Annotated in this window: 14 protein-coding genes; 8 read left to right on the top strand and 6 right to left on the bottom strand. The window is 64.5% G+C overall.

Annotated features, from left to right (window positions below; all coding sequences use genetic code 11):
• The first annotated feature begins 174 nt into the window (after positions 1-174).
• The gene (locus EN780_RS11325) at positions 175-2,025 is read left to right on the top strand and encodes an ABC transporter ATP-binding protein (RefSeq protein WP_128273752.1); all 1,851 of its coding nucleotides are present in this window, start codon (positions 175-177) and stop codon (positions 2,023-2,025) included.
• 105 nt (positions 2,026-2,130) lie between these two features.
• Here the strand turns inward: EN780_RS11325 and EN780_RS11320 are convergent, their stop codons facing one another.
• Positions 2,131-2,478 carry an exopolysaccharide production repressor exox gene (locus tag EN780_RS11320; RefSeq protein WP_245499929.1) on the bottom strand — a complete coding sequence of 116 codons (348 nt, stop codon included), beginning with the start codon at positions 2,476-2,478 and terminating at the stop codon, positions 2,131-2,133.
• 532 nt (positions 2,479-3,010) lie between these two features.
• Between EN780_RS11320 and EN780_RS11315 the strand changes: the two genes are divergently transcribed.
• From EN780_RS11315 to EN780_RS11305, 3 genes are all read left to right on the top strand, one after another.
• Complete coding sequence (locus EN780_RS11315) at positions 3,011-3,688, top strand: sugar transferase (RefSeq protein WP_127309729.1); 678 nt, start codon at positions 3,011-3,013, stop codon at positions 3,686-3,688.
• A gap of 172 nt (positions 3,689-3,860) precedes the next feature.
• Positions 3,861-5,081 carry a polysaccharide biosynthesis/export family protein gene (locus EN780_RS11310; protein WP_127283227.1) on the top strand — a complete coding sequence of 407 codons (1,221 nt, stop codon included), beginning with the start codon at positions 3,861-3,863 and terminating at the stop codon, positions 5,079-5,081.
• A gap of 205 nt (positions 5,082-5,286) precedes the next feature.
• Positions 5,287-6,372: an acyltransferase gene (locus EN780_RS11305; protein ID WP_128273750.1), complete on the top strand. Its 1,086-nt coding sequence runs from the start codon at positions 5,287-5,289 to the stop codon at positions 6,370-6,372.
• 24 nt (positions 6,373-6,396) lie between these two features.
• Here the strand turns inward: EN780_RS11305 and EN780_RS11300 are convergent, their stop codons facing one another.
• The 5 genes from EN780_RS11300 to EN780_RS11280 form a co-directional block, all read right to left on the bottom strand.
• Positions 6,397-7,665, bottom strand: coding sequence for an O-antigen ligase (locus EN780_RS11300; RefSeq protein ID WP_128273748.1), 1,269 nt, complete (start codon positions 7,663-7,665; stop codon positions 6,397-6,399).
• 252 nt (positions 7,666-7,917) lie between these two features.
• Positions 7,918-8,745: an SDR family NAD(P)-dependent oxidoreductase gene (locus tag EN780_RS11295; RefSeq protein ID WP_128273746.1), complete on the bottom strand. Its 828-nt coding sequence runs from the start codon at positions 8,743-8,745 to the stop codon at positions 7,918-7,920.
• A 49-nt stretch (positions 8,746-8,794) separates the two neighbouring features.
• A complete protein-coding gene (locus EN780_RS11290; protein WP_128273744.1) occupies positions 8,795-9,301 on the bottom strand; it encodes an acetone carboxylase subunit gamma in 507 nt (168 codons plus the stop codon).
• A 5-nt stretch (positions 9,302-9,306) separates the two neighbouring features.
• Complete coding sequence (locus tag EN780_RS11285; protein WP_128273742.1) at positions 9,307-11,502, bottom strand: hydantoinase B/oxoprolinase family protein; 2,196 nt, start codon at positions 11,500-11,502, stop codon at positions 9,307-9,309.
• 14 nt (positions 11,503-11,516) lie between these two features.
• Positions 11,517-13,658: a hydantoinase/oxoprolinase family protein gene (locus tag EN780_RS11280; protein ID WP_128273740.1), complete on the bottom strand. Its 2,142-nt coding sequence runs from the start codon at positions 13,656-13,658 to the stop codon at positions 11,517-11,519.
• Between the two features lie 110 nt (positions 13,659-13,768).
• Here EN780_RS11280 and EN780_RS11275 point away from each other — a divergent pair, with 110 nt between their 5' ends.
• From EN780_RS11275 to EN780_RS11260, 4 genes are all read left to right on the top strand, one after another.
• Positions 13,769-14,548: a helix-turn-helix transcriptional regulator gene (locus EN780_RS11275; RefSeq protein ID WP_128273738.1), complete on the top strand. Its 780-nt coding sequence runs from the start codon at positions 13,769-13,771 to the stop codon at positions 14,546-14,548.
• A gap of 90 nt (positions 14,549-14,638) precedes the next feature.
• Entirely contained in the window at positions 14,639-15,568 is a 930-nt protein-coding gene (locus EN780_RS11270; protein WP_128273736.1) for a TIR domain-containing protein, read from the top strand.
• A gap of 204 nt (positions 15,569-15,772) precedes the next feature.
• Entirely contained in the window at positions 15,773-16,423 is a 651-nt protein-coding gene (locus tag EN780_RS11265; RefSeq protein WP_128273734.1) for a bifunctional DNA primase/polymerase, read from the top strand.
• Positions 16,420-17,490 (top strand): glycosyltransferase family A protein (locus EN780_RS11260; RefSeq protein ID WP_133372599.1); only part of this gene is annotated, 1,071 nt, incomplete at its 3' end. The genes EN780_RS11265 and EN780_RS11260, both read left to right, overlap by 4 nt.

Below are 17,490 nucleotides of genomic sequence, written 5' to 3'. Positions count from 1 at the left end.
GTATACGCCGATCTGGCTGGCGAGCGCCACGCATCTGCGCCAATGCGCGGCGCTCGCCAGCCAGATCGGCGTATACCGCCTCGAAGTGCCGACCGGGTTGGAGCGCATCGGCGAGGCCGTCGCCCTGATCGAGCGCGACCTGGCGGTCGGCGACGAGGCTCGGTGAGGCGGGCCATGGCTTCGATCCTTCGCCTGTCGCTGTTTCGGGATACCGCCGGCTTCGGCGCCGCCATGGCCCGCATCGGCCGGCGGCGGACATGGATCGCGCTGGCCTTCCTCGTCCTCGGCAGCCTGACCGAAGGCGTCTCGATCCTGCTGCTCATCCCGCTGCTGCATCTGATCGGCAAATCCGACCAGGATTTCGCCATCAGGCTGCCCGACAATGCGTTGCTGCACTGGCTGGCGCCTGGCGGGACGCTTGGGCTGGCGACGGTGCTTTGCCTGCTCGTCGGCCTCGTCGCGCTGCAGGCGGGCTTCAACCGCTTCAAGTCCGTTTACATGGCGCGGCTGCTCTACGACTTCGTCAACCGACTGCGCATGGATCTGTTCGAGGCCATCGGCAGGGCGCGCTGGGGCATCTTCGCGCGCACGCGCAGCTCCGATCTCGACCACGCGCTGACTGGCGACATCGACCGCGTGCAGGCCGCCGCCTTCTCGCTGCTGATGCTGGCGCAGACCGCCGTGCTGCTGGCCGGTTATCTGGTGGTGTCGCTGTTCATCTCGCCGGTGATGACCTCGTTCGCCATCGTCATCGGCGTGCTGATGTTCGTGGCGCTGCGGCCCTTCCGCTCGCGCGCGACGGCCTATGGCCGCGTGCTCACGGCCAATCGCCAGGACCAGTACCGCACGGTCTCGGAGTTCCTCGGCGGCATCAAGGTGGCCAAGAGCCTGAATGTCGAGGCGAGCTACTTCGCGCAGCTGCGCGCGACGCTGGAGAAGATGAAGGCCGACAACCTCAACTACGTGCGCAACAGCACGATCGGCACCGCTTTGTTCCAGGTGGCGAGCGTCATCGGCCTCAGCCTGTTCATCTACATCGCGCTCACCCGCTTCCACCTCTCGCTGGCCGAGATAGTCGTGCTGCTGCTGGTCTTCATGCGCATCGCCCCGCGCTTCATGGACATGCAGACGCAGGCGCAGCAGTTGCTGATCAACCTGCCGGCCTACGCCTCGATGCAAGGCCTGCAGACGCGCTTCGACGCCGAGCGCGAGCCGGCGGGAAGCCAGGGCACGCAAGGCGCGAGGCTCAGCCTCGATGTCGGGCTCAACATACGCGATGTCTCGCTCGCCTATGGCGGCCTTGCCGATGCCGTGGAGGGCAAGGCGGTCGTCAGCGGCATCACCTTCGGCCTTCCCGCCGGCAAGGTCACCGCGCTGATCGGCCCCTCGGGGTCGGGCAAGAGCACGATCGCCGACATGCTGCTTGGCCTGCTCGAACCGACGCAAGGCAACATCCTCGCCGACGGTGTCGAGATCGGGCCCGGAAACCGCAGGCTTTGGCGCGACCAGGTGGCCTATGTGCCGCAGGACGTGTTCCTGCTGCACGATACGATCGCGGCGAACCTCCGGCTCGCCGCGCCGCAAGCCAGCGACGCGGAGCTGTGGGCAGCGCTGCGCTCGGCGCATGCCGCCGATTTCGTCGAACGGCTGGAGCAGCGCCTGGACACCGTGGTCGGCGACCGCGGCATCAGGCTCTCCGGCGGCGAGCGCCAGCGAATCGCGCTGGCGCGGGCATTGCTGCGCAAGCCGTCGCTGCTCATCCTCGACGAGGCGACCAGCGCCCTCGACTGGCAGAATCAATCGCTGATCGCCAAATCGATCGACGGGCTGCGCGGCACGATGACGATCCTGACCATTGCGCACCGGCCTTCGATGATCGCTTTCGCCGATTGGGTCGTGGCCATTGAGAACGGCCACATCGTCGAGGTCGGGCAGTATCAGCGCTTGAAGGCGAAATCCGGCAGCCGGCTGTCCAGGATGCTGTCCGGCGAGCAAGCGGAACGAGAGGTAGCCGACGCCGGCTGAGGGCGCTCGGTCGGCCGTTGCTGCGGGACGCCGCATTAGGGCGGTTCAGCGTTTCATAGAATCGCCGGCCCGCTCTACTCGCTACGCAATTATCCTGAAATTGTTCTAGCGGATGCTGCGCCTGGCGCTGAACTTCTCGCCTTCGGCAGCCTTCGGCGCGCCCAGGCTTCTTTCAGCCTCGCGCATCCTGTCGGCCGTGGTCGGCGCGCTCCTGGCAACCATGAGAAAGACCAGCACAAAATAGCCGGCCTGAATAATGGCGGCGCAGATCACGGTGCGCAGCACGATCGTGCCGAGCGAGGCGCCTTCGAAATAGGACCACGAGATCACGATCGCGAGGGCGAACAGCATCCCGAAGATGAATTTTGGCAGTGACATCTCCGTCGATCCATCAACCGACGCGAGCATGCAAAAGTGACGACTTACCCACCCGAGTATCTCCCCATGCGCCACGCGAGCTATTCCTGCTGCTCGCTTTCGACCGGTTGCTTCCGGCCTTCCCAACCTATCCAAACTCTAACAGGAACATTTTGCGACTCTATTAAGGCGGGGACGCGCGGGCAAGGCCAACGGCAAATAATTTCGAATGGGTTTTCGGCTTCGACTCTGCCATGCTGCGTCGCACACGCAGGCTTCACAGCCGATTGCGAAAAGCGGATTATGCTGCAGTAGAATTTACAATATTAATTAGTATTTTACTGGAATAACTTGGCCATGCGAGTGATTCGGAGGTGAGTTTAAGCGATCCCCTCTGCGACAAGGAACGATTCGCCCAAAAATGGCCTCAAAAAGGCACTACATTTCCTGGTGTTGCTCATATCTTGTCACAAACGTGCCATAAAGGTGAATTTTTGGGCAGCGCACGTTTATTATTTAGTCAATTCATGACGTGACTATTTCATCGCGATGGGAAATTGTGTGTTGCGCTGCAGCATTTTTTTGATATCGTGCCGTAAACCATTCGTTCAACGTATGGAGTTGCGGCATGAGGGATATTGCCAAGCCGGCCGATGCGGGTTTCTCGCATGCCGGCATTGATTTTCCGCCACCGATCGGCGGCCTGCTTAAGCGCAGTTTCGACATCGTCGGCTCATTGGCCGGGCTGGTGCTTCTCAGCCCGCTGTTCCTGATGGTCGCGATGCTCGTGAAGCTGTCCGACGGCGGGACTATCTTCTATGGCCACAAGCGCATCGGCCGCGGCGGCCGCATCTTCCCCTGCCTCAAGTTCCGCACCATGGTCCAGGACGGCGAGCGGGTGCTGGCCGCGCATCTTGCTGCCAATCCGGAGGCCAACGCCGAATGGATCGCGACGCGCAAGCTGAAGAACGACCCTCGCGTCACGCGTGTCGGCCAGGTGCTGAGGAAGCTCAGCCTCGACGAACTGCCGCAGATCATCAACATCCTGCAGGGCGACATGAGCCTGGTCGGGCCGCGCCCGGTCGTGCGCGACGAACTGGAGATTTATGGCAGCGCGGCGGTCTACTATTTGAAGTCGCGTCCGGGACTTACCGGGCTGTGGCAGGTCAGCGGCCGCAACGACGTGTCCTATGACAGCCGGGTTGCCTTCGATCGGCACTATGTCGAGAACTGGTCGCTGTTCGAGGACATTCGCATCATCTTCAAGACAGTGCCTGCAGTATGGATGTCACGCGGCAGCTACTGAGCCGCAAAGCCGGGCTCCGCAAGGAGCGCGGCACCTTCGATTGGGACGCCGTTTCGCATCGGATCGGGCGTCCGGCAGCAAGCTCATCGGGCGATGGGGCAAGCGGATCGGAAACGTTCAGTTGAAAACAGACATATTCGGACTCCTTCGCGACAGCCGTCTGTCGCGCCCCATGATGCCGGCGCGGCTTGCTGTCGCCGGCCTTGCGCTTCTGCTTGCCGTCCCGGCGATCGCCGGCGACTACCAGCTTGGACCGCAGGACAAGCTCAACATCCGCATCGCCGAATGGCAGACCGTGGAGGGCACCTTCCGCGACTGGTCGGCCATCAACGGAGAGTATTCGGTCGGCCCCGCCGGAACCCTGTCGGTGCCGTTCGCGGGAGAATTGCCGGCCGCCGGCAAGACCACCGCCGAAATCGCCGCGGCGATCAGCGAGACGCTGCAGCGTAAGCTTGCGCTTTCGGACAAGCCGGAAGCCTCGGTGGAAATGGTCCAGTTCCGGCCGTTCTACATTTCCGGAGAGGTGCAGAGCCCCGGGCAATTCCCGTACGTGCCGGAACTGACCGTATTGAAGGCGATCAGCGTCGCCGGCGGCATCCGCCGCAACGCGGAAAATGGCCCGCAGCAGGATCGCGACCTGATCACCGCCAAGGGCAATTTCGACATCTACGACGACCAGCGGCTTCGGCTCGTCGTCAGGCGCGCCCGCATCGACGCCGAGCTCGCCGACAAGACGACATTCGAGGCGCCGAAGGAAGTCGCCGACGATCCGAAGGTGGCGACGATCGTCGCCGACGAGATGGCGGTGCTGACCTCCGACCAGAAGAAGCTCAAGCTGAAGCTGCAGGCGCTGGACGATCTGAAGAACCTTCTGCAGAACGAGATCGAGTCGCTGCAGAAGAAGATCGTCAACCAGCAACGCCAGGTGGACCTCGCCAAGGAGCAGCTCGACAGCGTCGGCGCGCTGGCGCAGAAGGGCCTCGTCGTGCAGACGCGGGTGCTGAATTCGGAACAGACCATCGCCGACCTGCAGGGGCAGATCCTGGACTACGAGACGGCGATCCTCACTGCCAAGCAGTCGATGAGCAAGGCGACGCAGGACGCCACCGACGCCGAAAACACGCTGAGATCGAGCCTCGCTTCCGACCGGCAGCAGGTCGAAACCGACCTGAAGGAAGCAGAACTCAGGGTCGGCATGCAAAAGGGCCTGATGACCGTGGCCTCGGACCCCGCGACGCAGGCGGCCATGACCAACAGCGATCAGCCCGCGCTTCAATATGTGCTGGTTCGGGTGGTCGACGGCAAGACGAGCGAGATCGCGGCGACCGAGGAGACCCCGGTGCTGCCTGGAGACGTGATCAAGGTGAAGCTGGCGCCGATGACCAGCCAGTAATGCATGCCGCCCAAAAGCGCGCAGCGCTTTTGGGACAACGAGATGCACAGGAACAACACCTGAGGCGCGACGCGGCTCGGGTGGTCGGCAGGCCGGACGAGTGGGGCGCCGGCAAGAGTTGAAAATGGGAGCATCGAGTGCCGCCCGGCGGGCGCAGGAGAGCCGCCGAAGAAGTCGCGCAGCGATCCGCTGATGAAGGCCACGAATGCAGCCGGCAACCCGTCACGTCTACCTCAATCTCGACGCGTTGCGCGGTGTGGCCGCGATCAGCGTGATGCTCTACCACTTTTCGCCGTTCATCGCCGACGGCAAGGTGCTGCCGTCGAGCTACCTGGCGGTCGACCTGTTCTTCCTGCTCAGCGGCTTCGTTATCGCCCACGCCTATGACCGGAAGATCGAGGCGGGGATGGGATTCGGATCCTTCCTGCTGGTGCGGCTGATCCGGCTCTATCCGCTCTACCTCGCCGGCACCTTGCTCGGCGCCTTCTACCTGCTGATCAAGAACACGCTGATGCCCGGCGACTACATGCCGATGTCCGACATCGCCATGATGCTGACGACGGGCATGCTGTTCATCCCGCTGGTCGGCAATGCCTATCACACGATCTTCCCGCTCAATCCGGCCTCGTGGTCGCTGTTCTTCGAGCTGCTGGTGAACATCGCCTATGTGCTCCTGTTCTTCGCCCTGTCGAAGCGTGTGCTCTCGGCGCTCGTCGCCGGCAGCCTCGCGCTGTTGATCGTCGCCGCGGTGTTTTCCGGCACGCTCGATTTCGGCATGACCGGCGCGACCATCGCCAGCGGCCTGCCGCGCGTCGCCTTCTCGTTCTTCCTGGGTGTGCTGATGTGCCGGTCGATGGCGCAGGGAGGCCTCGGCTTCCTGCAGCGCGGCTACTGGGCCGAGATGGCGCTGCTTCTGACGCTGGTGATCTTCGCCATAGCGCCGGCCGGCGGCGGCGCGCGCGCTGCCTATGATCTGATCTGCGTGGTGCTGCTGTTCCCGGTCATGGTGACGGTCGGAGCGGCGGCGCCCACCCGGCCCGGCCTGGCGAAGCTGTTTGGCTGGCTCGGGCGGATCTCCTACCCGATCTACATCATCCATACGCCGATGCTGATGATCATCGCGGGAGGGGGCAAGGCCGTCTCCATCGATCCGTTCGCCAACCATCCCTGGTTCGGCATCGCCATGGCGGGCGCCGTGATCGTCATCGCCGACGTCGCGACACGCATCTATGACGAGCCGGTGCGGCGCTTCTTGCAGCGGCTGACCCAGCGCTCGCGCGCCATCGCCTGAGTTTTTCTGAATGATAGCAGGCGCTCAGCCGCTTGCGGGCTTCGCTTCCTGGATAGCGACGCGCGCGCGCTGCGGCCGCGCCGCCACGGGCGCCGGGCGCAACTTGAACAGGCCGTAATAGACGACGAACGAGGCCGTGAAATACGGGCCGAGGATCTCGACCTCGAAGAAGGAGCGGAGCAGCATCAGGCCCACCGCGCCGGCAAGCACGACCGAATCGACGCGCCAGTCGCGGAAGATCACCGACGAAACGTGTCCCCAGAAGGACCGCAGGATGACCAGGGCAATGAGCGTCACCCCGACGAAGCCAAGCTCGACCAGCGTCTCGATATAGGTGTTGTGGAAGTGGAAGCCGGTGCGGGTGGTGATGTAGAACTCGGCCCACAGCCGCTCGGCCTCGGCGAAGCCCTGCACCCAGTAGGCGGCGTAGCCATAGCCGAGAATCGGGAATTGCTGCGCGGCCTCCCAGCCCTGCTCCCACAGATAGGTGCGCCCGGTAAGCGTCGAATCCTTGCCGAAGAGGCCGAGCACGAAGTCGAGCAGGCCGAGATTGAGCGCAGCCATGACCGCGCCGACCAGCGCGCAGGTGCCGACCGTGAACAGCACCCGCCGATAGCGGCGCGACAGGACCTTGCTCACGCCGAGCAGCAGGACGACGCCCACGGCCGCCGGCAGCGACGCCACCGAGGTGGCGGAATGGGCGATCGCCAGCATATAGAGGGACAGCAGGCCGATCGGCGCCGTCCACACCAGGCTCTGCCAGCCGCGCCGGTAGAAGATGGCAAAGACAAAGCAGAAATAGAGGCCGAGCGAGGCGAAGAAGCCGACCTGGTTCTTGGAGCCGAAGGCGCCGACGAAATTGGTGGTCCCGTCGATGGTGTCGAGCGCGTAGCCGCCGACGCGCAGCGAATAGAGCAGCACGAGGAAGATGCCGATCAGCGAGCCGACCACCAGCGTGCGGACACTGACCGTGCGCGCGGCGACATAGGCGCACAATATGTGCGAGAAATACTGCAGCGCCGCCCGCGCCGTTGTGCCGGGCGCATGCGACCAGAACACCGAGAAGCAGATATAGGTGGCGAACAGCAGCGGCAGCCAGGCGTCGGAGAGATGCCGCAGGAACCGCCGGTAGTCGACCAGGATCAGCGGCAGCCAGACCGCATAATAGGCGAGGATGAGAACCTTGCCGAAATTCGTGGAATAGGCGAAGGCGATGACCGAGATGGCAACGGCAAAGGCGCCGTAGACGGCATTCCTGTCCGGATCGATCAACAAGGATTTTGGAATCTTCATATCCCTACCGGATATCTCTTTCGCTGAGCCCTTGGGAGCGGGCTGTCAAAGGCCGGTGCGAAGCCCCGGGACATTCCCATCCGGGCTTCCATTGTGCAGTGCAATATAACTTACCGTCCTATCGTGCGGCACTCAACGACAAATGTTGTCGCGGACAAATGAGCGCCTGCAAAGCCATATGGCACAAACGCATGGCGCGAATGCGGCGACGGCGCGTGTCGAGGCGCTGCCGGCCACCCCCGCGCGCCGGCGCTACCACAAGGCGCCGCCGGTGATCTGGATGTTTTCCATGGTGATGCCCCTGGCAGCGTCCGAGCACAGGAACACCGCGAGCGCGGCGATCTCCTGCGGCTGCAACATGCGGCCCTGGGGATTGCCCTTCCTGAGTTCGTCCATCGCCTCCTCGACGCTGCGGCCCTTGCCTTCGCGCGCCACCACCTGGGCGACGTTGCGGCGCATCAGCTCGGTCTCGACCCAGGTGGGGCTGATCATGACGCAGGTGACGCCGTGCGGCGCGCCTTCCAGCGCGACGCAACGGGTGAGGCCGAGCAGGCCGGCCTTGGAGGCGCAGTAGGCGGGATTGTCCTTCCAGCCGACGGTGGCGGCGGTGGAACCGATGTTGACGATGCGGCCCCAGCCGCGCTCGATCATGGCGGGCAGCACGGCGCGAGTGACGCGGAAGGCGCCAGTCAGGTTGGTGTCGACGATCTTGTCCCAGAGCGCGTCGGAATGACCGCAGACCGGCTGCTCGGCGGTGGTGCCGGCAGCGTTGACGAGGATATCGATCGGCCCGAGCGCGGCTTGCGCCTCGGCAACGAAACGGTTGGTGAGATCGGTGTCGCGCACGTCGAGATGCGCGGCGTGCACCCTGGTGCCATGCGCGGCCAGCGCCGAGCGGATGCGTTCTATCTCTTCGGCGCCGGGATAGTAGGCGGCATCGGTCCCGCCCGCGTCTGGAGCGGCCACGTAAGAGCCGACGGCGACGCTTGCCCCGGCCTGGACGAGCGCGGCGGCGATGGCGAAACCCATGCCGGAAAAACCGCCGGTGACGATCGCGCTGCGGCCGGACAGATTGGTCATCGAGCACCTCCGGGATCAGACGGCTGCATAACCTCCCCGCCCATCGCCATCAACCTCCCTTGCTTGACGGCTCCAGCGGCTTGCCCAGCCAGTCGCGATAGAAGCCTTCGAGGTCCGGCTCGAAATCATGCACGATCGGATAGCCGGGCGCCGCCGCCTCGACCTCATGCAGCGTGCCGCATTCGGAGCAGATGAATTCCCGGATCTCCATCCATTCGGGATCCGGTAGGTCGCTGTTCGGATAGATTTCGCGCAGCGTCTCCTCTGTATCGCGCACGATGATCGCGGCCTTCAGCTTCCAGTTCCGGCGGTAGTCGCCGAAGGAATGGCCGCATTCGCATTTCGTCACCCGCTCGCCACCGCTCTGGCAGATGAAGAGGTGGTCGCCGACCGGCAGCAGGATCGGATCCTTCCAGCCGACGCGATCCTGCAGCACCGCGACATACTTGAAGAAGCGGTCGTCGTCCTTGTAGGCGCTCATGATGCGACGCGTCTGCGGCCAGGGCAGCGTGCCGGCTACCAGATCGGCGATGACTTCCTTGCTGTATGAGGTCATGTCCCCTACTCCACGCCGAAGGTCGATTGGGCATCGACATCCCAGAAGGTCGAAAAATCCCTGGTGAAGCGCGCGGAAAGCTTGATCGCGCTGGCATACATCTTCTTCACCTCGGGCGCGAAATCGGCGGCCTTTACCCGCTCGCGCTCCTTGGCCATCCACTCGGAAACGGGCTTGGCGCGCGCCAGCCGCTTGGCCCGCATCTCGGCGCGGTGGCGCTTGGTGGCTTCGATATTGGCGACCGGGAAGCCCTCCCCGTCCTCGTCGAGCACGATGCCGAAGATGCCTTCGGCCGCTTCCCTGGTGAGAAAACCGTTCTCGACGTCCCAGGCGGTCTTGAGCGGATCACGCTCCAGCACGTCGCCGTAACCGCCGCCGCCATTGTAGGAATGGGTAAAGACGTCGCCGGTCTTGTGCGGCGCGGTGATGTATGGCCCTTCCATCGTCACATGCTGGCCTTCGAGCCGCACCTCCAGTTCCGAGCGATACGGATTGGTGCCGGTGTGGTGCGCCAGCGGCGCGCCTTTTTCGGCAAGCTCGAAGATGTTGGTGTCGCGCACCGCGCGATGTTTCTGGCAGGTCGGCGCCGGATAGCCGCCGCACAGGCCGCCATTGTCGAAGACGCGCGAGGAGTGCTCGGAGGTGACCAGCCGCAAATGGTCGGTCTTCGAAACCAGCCAGGTCGACAGGAAGGAACAGCCGCCGCGATATTTGCCGGCGCCGCCGGAATTGGGAACGATGGAGCGGCCGATATAGAGCATCGGCATGTTCTGTTCCCAGATCTCGATATTGCCCATGTCGGATTCCGGGTTCCAGCCGACATAGGCGGTGTCGAGACCGTCCTTGATGGCAAGTGCGCCGGAGCCGGCGGCGGCGCATTCGAAATGCGCCATGCCGAACAGCGTACCGTACTGGCTCTGGCCGCCCATCTCGATCATCGGGCTGTTGACCTGGCCGACGAAAGCCTCCTCGACGAAGCCGCGGGCGATGAAGGAGCGCGACAAGAGCCGCTGGAAGACGCCATAGGCGGGCAGCAGCAGCGCCCAGGAGGTGGCGGTCGCCACCATCTCGTTGTCCGGATTGGTCCAGGTGCCGTGCGGCAGCTTCAGCTCCGTCGCCATCCAGGCGCCGTCATTGACGAGACCCTCGAAATTCATGTGCTGGGTCAGGGTCACGAACATGCCGCCATCCATGCCGGCCGGCGTGCAGTTCATCGAATGATAGCCCCAGGGCTGGGTGCCCTCGAAGTCCATGATGATCTTGCCGTCGGTGGTGATCTCCATCTCGATCGGCATGTTGTAGAGCCAATCGGGATCGCCGAGCGGCTGATAGCCCGGCTTGCCGGCGGTGACATGGCCGTAGAAGGTGTGGCCGCGATAGATGCCGGGCACGGTGAGCTGGCGGGTGCGGGCGAGCTGGGCTCGGCGGCCCTCCTCGATGAACTCCTTCGACACCTGCATCCAGTAGTCGAGGCCGATCTCGTCGATCAGCGCCTTGACGCTCTCGCGCATGTCGATGCAGGAGGCGACCTTGGCCTTCTCGTCCAGCACCCAGTAGATCGGCATTCTGAGATTGCGTTCGCAGCGGATGACGTAGTCGCGCCTGAGCTCGTCGTTCTCGCCGACCTTCTCGGCGCAGACGAACAGGCCTTCGGTGAAGCGCTCCTGCGCCAGCGCCACGTCCCCGCCGGGCGTGATGCCGCCGGCCTCCAACTCGTGGCAGACGGCGCCGGCCCAGCCAACGAGCTTGCCGGAATGGACGATCGGCACCACGTCCATCACGTCCGGCACCTGCACGGTGCCGATGAAGGCGTCGTTGTTGGCGAAGATGTCGCCGTCGCGGATCTGCGGGTTCTCCTCGTAGCCGCTGCGGATCATCCATTTGATGAAGCGGCTCATCGTGTGGACATGCACCATGATGCCGTTGGAGAGCGCGATCGCGTCGCCTTCCGGCGTGTAGATGGCGACGACCATCTCGCCGACCTCGCGCACGCCGGGCGAGGCCGAGATGCGGCGGGCCATCTCGCGCGCCGACACGCAGTAGGCGCGCAGCTTGGTGTGCAGCGTCTCGAACTTCAGCGGGTCCTGGTTGCGCAGCTCGAGCTCGGTGATGCCGTCATAGCAGCCGGTCTCTTCCATCAGCCTTTCGGATTCGATCAGCCGCTCGCGGATGCGGAGCGCGGAGGCGGGTTTGTCCAGCATGGCGTTCGCCCTTCTCAAGCGTGGGAGTAGTGGAGCAGCGTCCATTCATCGACGAAGACGCGGTCCTGCGGGTGGACGACGAGCGTCGTCGCCGGATGTTCGATGATGGCCGGGCCGATGACTTCGTGGCCGGGCTGCAGCAAGTCCATCTCGTAGAGATTGGCCTTGTGCCAGCGGCCGCCGATATAGGCTTCGCGCACGCCCTTATGGGCAGAAGCCGGATCCGGCTTGCCGAGCGGCCGCTTGACCAGCATCGGTTTGACCTTGTCGGCGGTGGCGGTCAGCCCGAGCTCGGTGATCGAGAAGCCAGCTTCGCCATAGCGCGAGACGCGGTGGTTGACCTTGGCGTAGACCGCCTCGAACTCGGCGATGACCCTGCGCATGTCGTCGGCCGAAGCGATTGCCGACAGCGGCGCCATCACCTCGACATCCTCGAGCTGGCCGGTGTAGCGCATCATCAGGAACGGCACGGTCCTGACCTTGTCCAGCGCATGGCCGTCGGCAACCATTTCGTCGACCGCCGCCCTGGTCAGATCGTTCCAGACGGCCGTGACCTTGGCGCCGAAGGCCTGCAGCTCGTCGTCGCTGGCGCGCGCGCCGATGTCGATCTGCGTCGACACCGAATGGCGGCGCATGAAGTCGGCGGTGGTGCAGCCGAAGGCCGAGAAGGCTGCGGCGAACTGGAAGGTGATGATGTCCTTGAAGCCGATGCCCCTGGAGCAGCCGGCCAGATGCAGCGGCCCAGAGCCGCCATAGGACAGAAGCGTGAACTCCGACGGATGGATGCCTTGTCCGGAGATGACGCGGCGCAGCGCGTTGTTGGCGTCGGCCTCGAGCATCTCGATCATGCCTTCGGCGGCTTCCTCGACGCCGACGCCGAGCACCCGCGCGCATTTCTCCTCAAAGGCCTTCCGCGCCTTCTCGACCTGCAGCACGACCTTGCCGCCGAGGAAGTAATGCGGGTTCAACCGGCCCAGAATGGCGTCGCAGTCGGCGATGGTCGGCTCGGTGCCGCCCTTGGCGAAGCAGATCGGTCCGGGATCGGAGCCGGCGCTTTCCGGTCCGAGCGAAACCTTGCGGGTGAGCGGATCGACCTTGAGGATCATGCCGGCGCCGGCGCCGATCGTGTCGAGATGCAGCGTCGGCACGTTGAGCTTGAAACGGTCCATCAGCGGCTCGTTCTCGATCCGCGTCTGGCCGCGCGTGATGACGCCCATGTCGAAGGAGGTGCCGCCCATGTCCGAGCAGATCAGCGAGTCGTTGCCGATCAGCTTGCCGACATAGGCAGCACCCAGGATGCCGCCGATCGGCCCGGAGATCATGGTCTCGTGCAGGCGAGGATGGTTGATCGAGGTCAGGCCGCCGAAAGAGAGCAGCGTCTGCACGCCGTATTTGAAGCCGTATTTCTTGGAGACGTCCTCGATGCCCTTGAGCTGCCTACGGCCGCGCGAGGTGGCGTAGGCCTCGATCAGCACCGAGTTCAGCCGCGACTGCTCGCGGATGACCGGACGCACCTGATGGCTGGTGTAGACGAGGATGTCGGCGCCGGCGGCGGCGATTTCCTCGCGGCAGATTTCGGCGATGCGCTTCTCATGCGCCGGATTGACGTGCGAGAAGACGGTCATGATGCAGATCGCCTCGACCTTGTCGGCGATCAGCTTCTTGGCCGCCGCGTGCGCCTCGTGCTCGTAGAGCGGCAGGATGACGTCGCCGAACTGGTCGATGCGTTCTGTCACGCCATGGGTGCGGCGGCGCGGCACCAGCGGATCGGGATGATGGTGGGTGACCGCATGCAGGCGGTCGGCATAGGAATAGTCCGCCCAGGCCTGCAGGCCGCGGCCCATCAGGATCATGTCCTCGAGGCCCTTTGTGGTGATCAGGCCGAGCTTGCGGCCGGTGCGCGACAACAGCGTGTTGAGCATGCCGGTGCCGGAGTAGAGCACCACGTTGACGCCCGAAAACAGGTCCTGCAGCGAGATGCCCCAGGCATCGGCCGCGTCCTCTGCCGAGGCGAGGAAGCCCTCGGCCTCGTTCTTCGGCGTGGTCGCCGACTTGCCGATCTTGAAGTGACCGTCCTGATCGACAAGGATCGTGTCGGTCATGGTGCCGCCGGCGTCGATGCCGATGACGATTGGATTGGTGGTGATCTGGTCCACGGGTCGCTTTCCCTTGCCGAGAATGACCGCAGGCTAGATTCGATCGGCCCGATCGCGCCATATGCCTAAAGACACAATGACGCTTGGGCCGGGTTCGCCGAGAAAAGGGCATGCGCATGGGCACTATCTGGGCGCCGCTGGCCAGGGCGATCGCCGCCACCGGCACGGACCGGCACGTCGACTGCCTGATCGACCTGATCGGCGCCGACATCGCGCATGACCTGGTCACGGTCACCCGCTATTCGGCGACGACGACACCCGAATTCGTCAAGCATCGGCGCTTTTCGGACGAGATGGTGCGACGCTATCTCGCCAGCTACTACATCTTCGACCCCTTCTATGCCTCCTGGCGGCAGGAGCGCCGGCTAGGCATCCTGCCTCTGAAGCATTTCGCCGACGACAAGGCCAAGCGCGGGCAATACATAGCCGGTTTCCTGGCGCAGTCGGAGATCTGCGACGAGGTCGGCATCATGCTGGCCGACGGCGGCGACTGGTGCCTCGGCATCTTCCTCGATCGCTCGACCGCGTCGTTCAGGGACAGCGAGATCGCGCTGCTCGTCGAGCGGCTGCCGGTTTTCGAGGCACTGCATGCGCTCGACATCAAGGCGCGCGGCAGCGCGTTTTCCCGGACATCGACCCCGACAAGCCCCGGTGCCTCGCCGCAGCAGAAACCGACTGTCCCGGCGAGCCTCTGGCCGGAACTGTCGCGGCGCGAAAGAGAGCTGGTCCAGCTGGTGCTGGCCGGGCATCCGACGGCCAACATCGCCGAGCGCCTCGGTATCACCGTCGGCACCGTCAAGAACCATCGCCGGCGGATCTATGAGAAGCTCGACATCACCACCGAGCGGGAGCTGTTCCTGCAGTTTTTCCAGCACCGGACAGAGAGATAGCGGCAACACGTCATCGCACTGCCGTCGTTGCAATGAGATAGGTCATCCGCCTACGCTATGGTGAGTGTTCGTTGCGCCGGAGGGAACGGAATGGCCAAACCTCGAATTTTCCTCGGTTCGTCGGGGAAGCAGAAGAAGCTGTTGCAGGCGCTGACGCGCGGCCTCGAGGACATCGCCCATGTCGAGCCGTGGACGACGGTTTTCAATCCCGGAACGACAACGCTGGGACGCCTCCTCGAGCTGACGCGCGAGGTCGACTTCGCCGCGTTCGTGTTCGCTCAGGACGACTGGACGAGCGCGGGCCAGCCGGAATCGACCGCCACTGTTCCCGCCCAGGCTTCGCCGCGGGACAATGTGGTGTTCGAGGCCGGGCTGTTCGGCGGGGTGCTGGGGATGCGGCGGACATTCATCCTGCATGCCAATGGCGCCAAGCTGCCCAGCGATCTGCTCGGCCTGACGTCGGTCCGCTATGGCGAGGCAACGAGCGCCGCCGAGACGCGGGCGATCAACCAAAAACTGCGGAACGCCATCGAAAATGAGGGACGCGTCGCCCGTATCGAGGGATTCTGGTGGCAATTTTCCCTGACGGAGCGCACAGCGAGGGAGCCTTCCGCCGTCAGTCTGCTCAAAGTTTCGCGGGACCGCAATGGCGCGCTGGAGCTGAACGGCCGCTCATGGCAGGAGAATGGCAGCCTGTCAGCCAGATACTGGAGCGAGGCGACGAAGGAGAAGGGAGAGTCTGTCGGCATCTTCTACTATTGGAACGGCGAACGGCCCCTCGACGCAAACGCGCCGCAGCTCTACGGGACGGGCGAGATAAAGCTTGAGTCCGCCGATCGCGCATCCGGGTACTTCACGACGCGTTCGGATACGAACTCAGAGGTGAATGCACGAACCTCCGGCGTCTATCTGCGCGCCGATCCGGAGGACCTGACCATCCTGGACGGAAACGACAATCAGCGGCGCGTGGAATTGATCGCCGAGCGCCTGAACCACTGGAAATCTATCAAGAACATTTGAAGTTGGGTTCTCGCCCGGTCCACCCGACAGCCATAGACGGCGGACTGAACGCGGTCGCCCCCGATCGAGATGCCTGCACAATCGCGTGAAGGGACCGGAAGCGGAAAGCAGCCAGGCGGCAGCGAATGCGCCAATGCTTGACGAACGGGCTGTTCGGCTAAAGAGATTGGGCAGGGAATTTCATGGTCGCGGAACATTTGTCGGATGCAGCCCCGAATACTGACCGACTACGCAGTCCGCCTGCTGACGCAGGGCTATGTCTGCCTGCCGCTTCGTGCCGGCGGCAAGCATCTCGACCTCGCGGCGATGGGCTATGACCCCTTGCATCTGCCCAGCCAGCGCAAGGATCTGAAAGAGCTTGCCTTCTGTTCGATAAGCTTTCAGCTGTCGCAGAAACCGCCAAGTGCCGACGATGTCGGACGCTGGTTTGGCGACTTCTCCGGCAATGTCGGCCTGCTTGCGGGTCTGGCCAATCTGTTGATCCTGGATTTCGACGACATTGCCGCCTACCTGAGCTGGCGCCGCCGCCATGATGCCGTGGCAAGCCGCACACCGGTGGCAAGATCGCCGAGCGGCTTCCATGTCTATCTGCGGACAAGCGAGCCGATGGTGTCGTCGAGCCTCTATTGCGGCATACGCAGGATCGGTCACCTCAAGGCGCTTGGCGGCTATATCGTCGCCAGCCCCTCCGTGCTGAGGGACGGCTCATCCTATAGCTGGCTGGAGGGCCAGTCGCCCTTCGATGTCGAGCCGCAGCCGATCGAGAGCCTTGCCAGCCTGTCGCTGCGCCAGGTCTCGCCATTCAAGCACTATTACGACCACATGCTGAAGCGCGGCTTCTTCGAGCGGCAATGAGCAGGGAAGCAGCCGCTGATATCACGGTCGTCATTCCGGCGAAGAACGCCGCCGCGACGATCGATGCCGCGCTGGGCAGTCTTGCCCCCGACAGCGCGCTGATCCGCGAGGTCCTGCTCGTCGACGATGGTTGCGACGATCGGACGGCGATTGTCGCGGCCGAAAGCGCGGTGCGGCACGGCTTGCCGCTGGAGGTCGTGGCCGGGCGCTTCGGCGGGGCGGGCGCCGCGCGCAATGCCGGCATGGCGCGCGCATGCGGCCGGTTCCTGTTCTTCCTCGACGCCGATGACGAGGTGATCGAGGGCGGCCTGACGCAACTGCGTGAGGCGTTCGAGCGCCATCCGAAAGCAGGCCTCGCGGTCGGGGCCAGCATCCGGCGCACGGCGGGGCGACCGGACAAGATGAAGACACCGCACTACGGCAGCGACAGGACCGAGAATACCCGTCGCTACCTCCGCAACGAGCTGTGGCCGATCGCCATGGGAAGCGCGCTGGTGGCGCGAGCGGCGACGGCCGGCATCCGCTTTCCGGAGGCGATCGGCCTCGACGAGGACACGTGCTTCTGGACAGCCGTTCTGGCGCGCGCCGACGTCATCAGCATCGCGGCGCCGGTGCTCCTCTATCATCTCGACGAAACCAGGATGACGCGGCGCTTCACCACGGCGCCGCGCGCGACGTTCCTTGCCGTAGCGCTGGCGCTGAACCGGCTCGCGGCTCACGGCGTCGACCGGCAGGCGCTGCAGTGGCGAAAGGCCTGGATCGCCCAGCGGATCGCGCGCCAGCTGATCAAGCACAGGATGGTTGCCGACGCGGGCGGCATGATGCGGGCCGTGCGCGCGCACGAGGCGTTGGGCCGAGCCCGGAAGGCATGGCAATACCGCGCCCGCATCCGCCTGGCGCGGCTGGCCCCGGCAAGGCCCCCGGCGCCATCGCTTCCGGCATCCGGCAGACCGAGGCGGACCCTGGTGGCTTGCCACGAACCGGCCTTTCCCCCGCTGTCGGGCGCCGCTCTGCGGAATTTCGACAATGCCATGGCGGCGGCCGAACTCGGACCGGCCCGCCTCGTC

Origin of the sequence: Mesorhizobium sp. M4B.F.Ca.ET.089.01.1.1 (assembly GCF_004022605.1) — a bacterium.
Classification (GTDB): domain Bacteria; phylum Pseudomonadota; class Alphaproteobacteria; order Rhizobiales; family Rhizobiaceae; genus Mesorhizobium; species Mesorhizobium abyssinicae.
Note: the sequence above shows the minus strand (reverse complement) of the source record. Positions and strands in the feature narration are given on the sequence as shown.

What these genes read in the sequence shown, in the direction of transcription:
- EN780_RS11275 (WP_128273738.1), top strand. Translation starts at nt 13,769, where the DNA reads ATGCGCATGGGCACTATCTGGGCGCCGCTGGCCAGGGCGATCGCCGCC.
- EN780_RS11290 (WP_128273744.1), bottom strand. Translation starts at nt 9,301, where the DNA reads ATGACCTCATACAGCAAGGAAGTCATCGCCGATCTGGTAGCCGGCACG.
- EN780_RS11305 (WP_128273750.1), top strand. Translation starts at nt 5,287, where the DNA reads ATGCAGCCGGCAACCCGTCACGTCTACCTCAATCTCGACGCGTTGCGC.
- EN780_RS11310 (WP_127283227.1), top strand. Translation starts at nt 3,861, where the DNA reads ATGATGCCGGCGCGGCTTGCTGTCGCCGGCCTTGCGCTTCTGCTTGCC.
- EN780_RS11325 (WP_128273752.1), top strand. Translation starts at nt 175, where the DNA reads ATGGCTTCGATCCTTCGCCTGTCGCTGTTTCGGGATACCGCCGGCTTC.
- EN780_RS11265 (WP_128273734.1), top strand. Translation starts at nt 15,773, where the DNA reads ATGCAGCCCCGAATACTGACCGACTACGCAGTCCGCCTGCTGACGCAG.
- EN780_RS11300 (WP_128273748.1), bottom strand. Translation starts at nt 7,665, where the DNA reads ATGAAGATTCCAAAATCCTTGTTGATCGATCCGGACAGGAATGCCGTC.
- EN780_RS11295 (WP_128273746.1), bottom strand. Translation starts at nt 8,745, where the DNA reads ATGACCAATCTGTCCGGCCGCAGCGCGATCGTCACCGGCGGTTTTTCC.
- EN780_RS11315 (WP_127309729.1), top strand. Translation starts at nt 3,011, where the DNA reads ATGAGGGATATTGCCAAGCCGGCCGATGCGGGTTTCTCGCATGCCGGC.
- EN780_RS11285 (WP_128273742.1), bottom strand. Translation starts at nt 11,502, where the DNA reads ATGCTGGACAAACCCGCCTCCGCGCTCCGCATCCGCGAGCGGCTGATC.
- EN780_RS11270 (WP_128273736.1), top strand. Translation starts at nt 14,639, where the DNA reads ATGGCCAAACCTCGAATTTTCCTCGGTTCGTCGGGGAAGCAGAAGAAG.